Origin of the sequence: Salinicola salarius (genome assembly GCF_002179555.1) — a bacterium.
Taxonomy (GTDB): Bacteria; Pseudomonadota; Gammaproteobacteria; order Pseudomonadales; family Halomonadaceae; genus Salinicola; species Salinicola salarius_A.
The window spans coordinates 1-8,901 of sequence record NZ_NHOU01000057.1 but is presented as its reverse complement, the minus strand read 5'-3'; the positions used below and the strand labels follow the sequence as shown (position 1 = coordinate 8,901).

Sequence of the window (8,901 nt, the reverse complement as noted above, 5' to 3'; positions counted from 1 at the left end):
TCAGTGTGTCTTGAATCCGGCTTGGCAGCCGAATATCTCGGCTACCAGGTAAAACAGGCCACTTGAAGGTGGTCATGTAATGGTCACCGAGACGATGATCTGACCACGCTGAAGGTTTCAGCCGGCCAGAACCGAATTATTCAGTGGTTCCCTAGCGGCTGATGTCCGCATTGGCGTCGGCGTTCGTGCTCGCCGCCGCTCGCATGCCCCTCGAATCGTCTCGGCGTGTGGCGGAGGAGCGGCTCGTGGCGGCCGGTCTGCGCTTGCCGTAGCCCCAGCGCTCGGCTTCCGACGGGGCATCCGGGGCGCTGTCGTCATGCAGCCATTCCCGCCAGCTGGCGACCAGCAGCGCCATCAGCACCGGGCCGACGAACAGGCCGACGATCCCCATGGTTTTCACGCCCCCCACGAGACCGAAGAAGGTCGGCAGAAACGGGAGCTTGATCGGGCCGCCTACCAGGCGCGGGCGCAATGTCTTGTCGACGACGAAGAGTTCGAAAGCGCCCCAGATGAACAGTCCGATGCCGTTGGCCATGTGTCCGGTTGCCAGCAGATAGAGCGAGACCAGCGTGAACGTCAGCGGCGCGCCACCGGGCACCAGCGCCATGAACGCGGTGATGACGCCGAGCACGACCGGGGACTGAATGCCGGCGATCCAGTAGGCGGTACCGAGCACCAGGCCTTCGCCGAGGGCAATCAGGCCCATGCCCATCACGGTCGAACTGATCGTCGCCGGCACCACGCGCGAGAAGCGCTGCCAGCGCGCCGGCAGTACCCGTTCGCCGACGATGTCCAGCTGGCGCGCCATGCCGGCGCCATCCCGGTAGAGAAAGAACAGCGTGATCAGCATGAACAGCAGGGTCAGCGCCAGATGCAGCGCATTGCTGCCAAGAGCGAGCACCCAGCGGGAAATGTTGCCGATATGCTCGCCGCCTACCAGTTGAATCAGAGACTCCGGCGCGTGGGGTTCGGCCAGGGACGCTTGCCACTGCTCGGCCAGCCAGGTTCCGATGCCCGGAAGAGATGCAACCCAGGGGGGCGTCGGAATGCCGCGCTCGTTGGCGACCATCAGCCAGCCGACCCAGCCCTTCAGTTCCTGGAAGGCGTAGGAGCAGGCAAGCACCATGGGGATCACCAGGCAGAGAATGATCAGGCTCAGCGCGATGCTGGCGGCCAGGGCCCGGCGCTGGCCGCAACTCGCCAACAGCCGCTGATAGAGCGGCCAACTGGCGACGCAGATGATCAGCGCGGCCAGCACGGGAATCAGAAAGTCGATGAAGAAGTAGACGCCGGCGATCATCACCAGCACGAGAAGCCAGCGGGCGACGCTGCTGTCGGCAAAGATGGGGGCCATGAAAGACTCGTGAACGTGACGGATGGAACCGGTTATCCGGGCGAAATCGAACGGCATGCCAGTCGGCAGCGAATCATCATACCTCACGGGATTCGTTCCACGCTCGTCGCCGTGCAGGTAACGGGGCCGTTAATGAAAACGGTACTGAAACCGGGGTAAATGTGGGCCTCGCGTCGCGATCAGGTCGAGGTCTCTATCGAAAAGGCACGCATCAAAAAACCCCTCCGAAGAGGGGCTTTCGAGATAGACCGAGTCGCCGAGTAAGGTGCTAGTCCTGAATGTCTGAATCAGGGCAGCTCTTCTTCGACCTCTTCCTTCTTCACCGGGATCAGGTCCTGGCGTTCCAGCTTGAACACGATCAGCAGCGCCGCGGCGACATAGACCGAGGAGAACGTGCCGGCCACGATCCCCAGGATCAGCGAGATCGCGAAGTTGTGGATCATGTCGCCGCCGAGGAAGAACAGCGCGAACAGGACCAGCAAGGTGGTGCCGGATGTCGCCAGGGTGCGCGACAGCGTCTGGTTGATGGCTTCGTTGAAGATCTGGGCCAGATTGTCGCTACGGGACAGGCGGATGTTCTCGCGGATCCGGTCGTAGACGATGATGGTGTCGTTCAGCGAATAGCCAATGACCGCCATGATCCCCGCGAGCACTGTGAGATCGAACTCCCACTGGAACAGCGCGAACAGACCCAGCACGATCAGCACGTCGTGTCCCAGCGAGATGATCGCGCACAGGGCGAACTTGTACTGGAAGCGGAAGGCGACGTAGACCGCGACGCCGGCCAGTGCTACCAGCATGCCCAGGCCGCTCTGATCGCGGAGCTGGTCGCCGACCTGGGCGCCGACGAACTCGGCGCGGACCAGATCGATCTGGGCGCCGCTACTGCTCAGCGCGGAGACGACCTGGCTGCCCACGTCGTTGCTGAAGGTCTGCTGCAGACGCACCAGAATTTCATCGGCGGCACCAAAGGTCTGTACCGAGAAGTTCTCGAAACCACTGTTGGCCAGCAGGGCGCGGATCTCGTCGAGCGAGGGCACCGTGGCGTAGTGGAGCTCGACGACCGTACCGCCGGTGAAGTCGAGACCGAGATTGAGATGCAGGAGGGCGAGGGCCGCTATCGATACGATCGTCAGTACGATCGAGACGATGAAAGCGATGCGGCGCTTGCCCATGAAATCGAATTGGCGCATTGCTCGCGTCTCCTAGATCCACAGTTTCTTCACCGGCTTGCCGCCGATGGAGAGGTTGACGAGGGCACGCGACACCAGAATGCCGGTGAACATCGAGGTCAGGATGCCGAGTGACAGCGTCACGGCGAAGCCCTTCACCGGGCCGGTGCCGATCGAGAACAGCACCACCGCGACCAGCAGCGTGGTCAAGTTGGCGTCGACGATCGAGGTGAAGGCCCGGCCATAACCGGCATGGATCGCCTGCTGCGCCGGTGTCTTGCGCCTGAGCTCCTCCCTGATGCGCTCGTAGATCAGCACGTTGGCGTCCACCGCCATGCCGAGCGTCAACACGATGCCGGCAATGCCGGGCAGTGTCAGCGTGGCGCCAAGCAGCGACATGGCCGCGATCAGCAGCACCAGGTTGACCGCCAGCGCGGCGTTGGCGATGACGCCGAAGGCCTTGTAGCGGATCAACATGAACGCTACGACCAGCAGGCCGCCGACGATCACCGAGAAGATGCCACGCTCGATGTTCTGGGCGCCAAGGCTGGGGCCGATGGTGCGTTCCTGAACGAAGTAGATCGGGGCGGCGAGCGAGCCGGAGCGCAGCAGCAGCGCCAGTTCGCTGGCCTCGGTCGGAGAGTCCAGCCCGGTGATGCGGAACCGGTTGCTGAGCGCACTCTGTACCGTCGCCAGGCTGATGATGCTGCGGCTCGTCGTCGGAATACGCTCCTGAACCTGCTGCCCATCCTGGGTAACGGTGCGCATTTCGGTGCTGTGGTCGATATACAGCACCGCCATGTTGCGACCGATGTTGGTGCGGGTCGCCTGGTTCATCAGCGAGCCGCCGGTGCCGTCGAGGTTGATGTTGACCTGCGGGCGGCCGTTCTGGTCGAAGCCCTGGCTGGCGCTGGATACGCGGTCGCCGGTGATGATCACGTCACGCGACAGCGTCGCGGTGCGCTGCGGGCTGTTACGGAACGGGAACGTCTCGGTTTCGGCGTCCGGCGTGTCCGGGCGTGCCTCGAGCCGGAACTCGAGGTTGGCGGTGGCGCCGACGATGCGCTTGGCCTCGGCGGTATCCTGCACGCCGGGCAGTTCCACCACGATGCGACTCGGGCCCTGGCGCTGGACCAGCGGTTCGGAAACCCCGAGCTCGTTGACGCGATTGCGGATCGTGGTCAGGTTCTGCTGGACCGCGTAATCCTGAATGTCCTGGATCGACTGCTCCGTCAGCGTCATGTCGAGGAACGCGCGGCGGCCCTCCTCGCGATTCTCCAGCTGGAACTCGTTGAACGTCTGGCTGATCTGCTCGCGGGCGGCATCGCGGTCTTCGCTGTTGGCGAATTCGAGATGCAGGGCGTTGTCGTCGATGTCGGTGGACCGGTAGCGGATGCGCTCGTCACGAAGATCGGCACGAATGGCGCTGGCGGTTGCTTCGAGACGCTGTTCGACGGCGGCGTCCATGTCGACTTCGAGCAGGAAGTGCACCCCGCCACGAAGATCGAGACCGAGTTTCATCGGTGCCGCGGAGAGGCTGGTCAGCCAGGACGGCGTGGAATCGGCGAGGTTGAGCGCCACGGTGTAGTCGTCGTCGAGTATTTCGTCGACCACATCGCGGGCGGGAAGCTGCTGTTCGGCGTCGACGAGCCGAATCAGGGCGGTGTTGTTACCGGTCATCGCTGCCGATTTGACCTGGATATCGTCCTCGGCCAGCGCCCGGGTGACACGGTCGAGCTGCTGATCGCCGAGAGAACCGTTGGTCGTGCTGATCTGGACGGCGGGGTCCTGTGGGTAAAGATTGGGTAACGCGTAGATGACGCCGACAACACAGACGATGAGTATCAGCAGATACTTCCACAGGGGGTAACGATTGAGCATGGAAGCCCTGTCCTTTCAATCAATGACGATCTGGCGACGATCGTCGTGCGAAGAGTGTCGCAAAAAGAGATGGCTGCCGATGGGAAGCATCGGCAGCCAGGAGCATTACAGCGACTTCAACGTGCCTTTGGGGAGGACGGAGGCCACGGCGCTCTTCTGAACGCTGACGATGGTGCCTTCGGCAATCTCCATGCTGATGAAATCGTCGGTCACGTTGGTGATGCGGCCGAGCAGCCCGCCACCGATCACGATTTCGTCACCCTTGGACAGGTTGGTGATCAACTTCTTGTGCTCCTTGGCGCGCTTGGACTGCGGACGCCACAGCAGGAAGTAGAAGATCAGCACGAAGCCGACCAGCATGATGATCTGGGCAATACCACCGCCGGCAGGGCCGCCCGCATCCTGGGCGTGAGCCGCAGGGATGAAAAAGTCCAGCATGGATGTATCTCCGAAGGTTGTGTAGGGAAATGGTCGTGTAATGAAACCGTTACCTGGATGAGACTGACGAAACGGTACACCGGCCGACGGCCGGTTTGAATCCTGTCAATCGGCCCCGGGCGGCACGGGCAGTCCGCGTCGCCGATAGAATTGTGCTACGAAGTCGGCCAATGTACCCGCTTCGATAGCCCCGCGCAAACCCGCCATCAGGCGCTGATAGTAGCGAAGATTGTGAACCGTATTGAGCATCGAACCGAGCATTTCGCCACACCGATCCAGATGGTGTAGATAGCCGCGAGAAAAGTGCTGGCAGGTGTAACAGTCGCAGTCCGCTTCCAGCGGGTTGGTATCGTGGCGATGAATCGCGTTACGAATCTTGACGGTGCCATCGGCGGTGAACAGGTGGCCGTTGCGGGCGTTGCGGGTCGGCATGACGCAGTCGAACATGTCGATACCGCGACGTACGCCCTCGACCAGATCCTCCGGCTTGCCGACGCCCATCAGGTAGCGCGGCTTGTCTTCCGGCATCCAGGTCGGCAGATAATCCAGCACGCCGATCATCTCTTCCTTGGGCTCGCCGACCGACAGACCGCCGATCGCCAGGCCGTCGAAGCCGATCTCCAGCAGCCCTTCGAGCGAGCGCTTGCGCAGGTCGGGGTACATGCCGCCCTGAACGATGCCGAACAGCGCCGAGGGGGAATCTCCGTGCGCCACGCGAGAGCGGGCCGCCCAGCGCAGCGACAGCTCCATCGACTTTCGCGCCTCGTCTTCGGTGGCCGGGTAGGGCGTGCATTCGTCGAAGATCATCACCACGTCGGAACCCAGCGAGCGCTGCACTGCCATCGACTCTTCCGGCCCCATGAAGACCTTGGCGCCGTCCACCGGCGAGCGAAAATGCACGCCCTGCTCGGTGATCTTGCGCATTGCCCCGAGCGAGAACACCTGGAAGCCGCCGGAGTCGGTCAGGATCGGCTTTTGCCACTGGGAGAAGCCATGCAGGTCGCCGTGGGCCTCGATCACCTCGGTGCCCGGCCGTAGCCACAGGTGGAAAGTGTTACCGAGGATGATCTCGGCGCCGATCGCCTCGACATCCTTGGGCGTCATGCCCTTGACCGTACCGTAGGTACCTACCGGCATGAAGGCCGGCGTTTCCACCGTGCCGCGCGGGAAGGTCAGCCGGCCGCGACGGGCGCGACCTTCCTGGCCCAGTCGCTCGAATTTCATGAAGCATTCGTCTCGCATGGTGTCTCTCTTGATTTAACGCGCCCGAAGCCGCGCGATTTAACGCGCCCGAATCCGCGCGCAAAGCCTGTGATATGGACGCGCCCGAGGCCGCGCGCAAAGCCTGTGACATCGGCGCGCCTGACATCGCGCGCAAAACGTGTATGGTTCAGTTGCGTCTTATGACAACGCGCCCGAAGCCGCGTGCAAAGCGTTTGTGGATCAGTTGGGCTGGCGAGTCAAAAACATCGCATCGCCATAGCTGAAGAAGCGGTACTGCTCGGCGACGGCTTCCTGATAGGCGCGCATCACGGTCTCGTAGCCGGCGAACGAGGAGACCAGCATCAACAGCGTCGATTCCGGCAGGTGGAAGTTGGTGACCAGTGCATCCACGCAGCGCCAGCGATAGCCGGGGTAGATGAAGATATCGGTCTCGCCACGGTACGGCGCCAGCTCGCCATCGCCGCCCTGGCTGGCGGTTTCCAGGCAACGCACGCTGGTGGTGCCGATGGCGACGACCTTGTTGCCGGCGGCATGGGCGCGATTGACCTGTTCGCAGACCGATTCATCGACTTCCAGCCACTCGCTGTGCATGTGATGTTCGCGAATGTCGTCGACGCGCACCGGCTGAAAGGTGCCGGCGCCGACATGAAGCGTGACGAAGGCCGTCTCGACACCTTTGGCGCGCAGGGCTTCCATCATCGTCTCGTCGAAGTGCAGCCCGGCGGTGGGGGCGGCCACGGCGCCTTCGCGGCGGGCATAGACGGTCTGGTAGCGCTCGCGGTCCGCCAGTTCGTCCTCGCGGGTGATGTATGGCGGCAACGGCATGTGGCCGTGCTGCTCGAGCAGGGCGATCAATGGTGTCTCGCCCAGGAAACGCAGTTCGAACAAGGCGTCTCGGCGGCCCTCGACGACGGCATGTATATCGCCTTCGAAGATCAGCTCCGTGCCTGGCTTGGGCGATTTGCTCGAACGCAGATGAGCCAGCCCGCGATGGGCGTCCAGCGGGCGTTCCAGCAGCATCTCGACCTTGCCGCCGCTCGCCTTCTGGCCGAACAGGCGTGCTGGAATCACGCGGGTATCATTGAATACCACCACATCGCCGGGTTCGAGCCTCGGCAACAGATCGGGGAAGCGAGCATGTTCCAGCGCACCGGATTCACCGTCGACGCACAGCAGGCGACAGTCGGTTCGCTGTTCGGAAGGGTAACGAGCGATCAGCTCGTCGGGCAGATCAAAATGAAAATCGGCGCGCTGCATGGCGTAGGTCGCGTATCGGCTCGAATCAGGATGGTCGGGTAGCGTTCGAAAGGGCGCCATCATAAAGCACCCGACCGATTAAGTCAGCGTGGTGATTGACGCCGGGCCGAGTGTCCGTATAATGCCTCTCCGCTGCCGGCGTGGCGGAATTGGTAGACGCAGCGGATTCAAAATCCGCCGCTGGAGACAGTGTGTCGGTTCGAGTCCGACCGCCGGCACCATTTCCCAATCAATAACTTAGCTTCACTTTCCTCCCTCTCGTGTTCGTCTCGTTTAATGCTTGGTCGCAATTTGGTCGCAGAAGGCCGCATTCAAGCTTGGCAATCGGGCACCGATATCATCTAGCCCACCATCGAACATATGAGCGTAGCGGCTCGTCACGATCAGGCTCGAATGGCCTAGCAGATCTCGAACTGTCGTCATACTTTCCCCGGCTTGAGCCAGAAGGCTCGCGTAGCTATGCCGCAGGTCATGAAAGCGGAGTTCTGGCCGGCCGATATCGCGTCTTGCATTCTCCCAAGCACACCGTAGCTTGGCATACGTGGTATCGAACGGAAGCTCTTCAAGCCAAGGTCTGGCGTCCTTGGGCACCGGTACCACCCTGGCTTTTCCCGACTTTGTCTGGTCTGGTCGCAGTAGTATGCGGCCACCGTGAACATTCATCGGCTCAAGCGAGAGCAGCCACTGACCCAGGCGGCCTGACGCCTGATGATGATCCGGTCAGAGCTTAAATCGTCTGTCAGGTGGTCCAAAGGATGGGGTCCACTTCAATCTTGCCCGGGCGGCGTTACCCCGGCTTATTCATGAGGCCGGCCCGAAAACGAAGATAGCGGATGGTATTCTCTTGAAAATTCAGTGTGTTCCGCCAAGAATCTGAACCAAGAGAGCCATCCGCTATGGGTGAAAGCCTATCCACCTGGACGCCCTCATGCAACGGCGCTGTCCGTGTTGAGCTGAGCGGCCAGCGCACTACCAGCGACAGCGGCGCTCTGCTGTTGCGTGAGGCCCTCGACAACAGCGGCGTGATTGAGGCGCTGGAAGACAATCTGGTCGATCGACGCCACCCGCTGCGCATCCTTCATTCGCTGGCCAGTCAGTTGCGGACTTTGGTGCTGCAACGGGCGATGGGCTGGATCGATCTTAGCGATACCGACACGCTGCGCCGCGACCCGCTCTGGCAGTTGGCCTGCAGTGATGCGCGAGGGATGACGCCCCTGGCCCAGGACCGGCCGTCTCAAGCCACGCTGTCGCGGCTGCTGAGCTGCCTTGGCCGCAACGACAATATCGATGCCGTGCATGAAGGCCTGTTGCGGCTGGTGGTCTGGCGCCTGACCTCGCTGCAGAACGGTGAATGGCCCAAGCAGCTGACGCTGGACATCGACGGCCTGCCGATCGAGGTCCATGGCCACCAGGGCGGCTCGGCATTTCATGGGCTTTACGGTGCCCGCATCTACTCGCCGCTGGTTGCCTCGCTGGCAGAAACCGGCGACATGGTGGGCGGCCTGCTGCGCGAGGGCAACGCTGGCCCGGCCGAGAACGCTGATACCTGGATCCCGCATCTGGTGCGGCGACTCA

The 8,901-nt window shown here is 62.4% G+C and carries 8 protein-coding genes and 1 tRNA gene; 2 read left to right on the top strand and 7 right to left on the bottom strand.

Going from position 1 to position 8,901, the window contains the following annotated elements:
- Window positions 1-151 precede the first annotated feature (151 nt).
- From CCD76_RS18435 to queA, 6 genes are all read right to left on the bottom strand, one after another.
- Window positions 152-1,354 carry an AI-2E family transporter gene (locus CCD76_RS18435; protein WP_087720980.1) on the bottom strand — a complete coding sequence of 401 codons (1,203 nt, stop codon included), beginning with the start codon at window positions 1,352-1,354 and terminating at the stop codon, window positions 152-154.
- Between the two features lie 287 nt (window positions 1,355-1,641).
- The gene (gene secF, locus CCD76_RS18430; protein WP_087720979.1) at window positions 1,642-2,547 is read right to left on the bottom strand and encodes a protein translocase subunit SecF; all 906 of its coding nucleotides are present in this window, start codon (window positions 2,545-2,547) and stop codon (window positions 1,642-1,644) included.
- A gap of 12 nt (window positions 2,548-2,559) precedes the next feature.
- The gene (secD, locus tag CCD76_RS18425; RefSeq protein WP_087720978.1) at window positions 2,560-4,407 is read right to left on the bottom strand and encodes a protein translocase subunit SecD; all 1,848 of its coding nucleotides are present in this window, start codon (window positions 4,405-4,407) and stop codon (window positions 2,560-2,562) included.
- A gap of 105 nt (window positions 4,408-4,512) precedes the next feature.
- The gene (yajC, locus tag CCD76_RS18420) at window positions 4,513-4,845 is read right to left on the bottom strand and encodes a preprotein translocase subunit YajC (protein WP_087720977.1); all 333 of its coding nucleotides are present in this window, start codon (window positions 4,843-4,845) and stop codon (window positions 4,513-4,515) included.
- A 105-nt stretch (window positions 4,846-4,950) separates the two neighbouring features.
- Entirely contained in the window at window positions 4,951-6,069 is a 1,119-nt protein-coding gene (gene tgt / locus CCD76_RS18415; protein ID WP_087720976.1) for a tRNA guanosine(34) transglycosylase Tgt, read from the bottom strand.
- 219 nt (window positions 6,070-6,288) lie between these two features.
- Window positions 6,289-7,326, bottom strand: coding sequence for a tRNA preQ1(34) S-adenosylmethionine ribosyltransferase-isomerase QueA (queA, locus tag CCD76_RS18410; protein ID WP_087720975.1), 1,038 nt, complete (start codon window positions 7,324-7,326; stop codon window positions 6,289-6,291).
- Window positions 7,327-7,460: 134 nt separating this feature from the next.
- Between queA and CCD76_RS18405 the strand changes: the two genes are divergently transcribed.
- Window positions 7,461-7,547: transfer RNA gene (locus CCD76_RS18405), tRNA-Leu, on the top strand.
- Window positions 7,548-7,599: 52 nt separating this feature from the next.
- Here the strand turns inward: CCD76_RS18405 and CCD76_RS20695 are convergent.
- Window positions 7,600-7,989, bottom strand: coding sequence for a site-specific integrase (locus CCD76_RS20695; protein WP_087720974.1), 390 nt, complete (start codon window positions 7,987-7,989; stop codon window positions 7,600-7,602).
- Between the two features lie 233 nt (window positions 7,990-8,222).
- On the opposite strand from CCD76_RS20695, the gene CCD76_RS18395 reads away from it, so the two are divergent.
- On the top strand, window positions 8,223-8,901 hold a 679-nt coding region (locus CCD76_RS18395), incomplete at its 3' end, for a transposase (protein WP_373419438.1).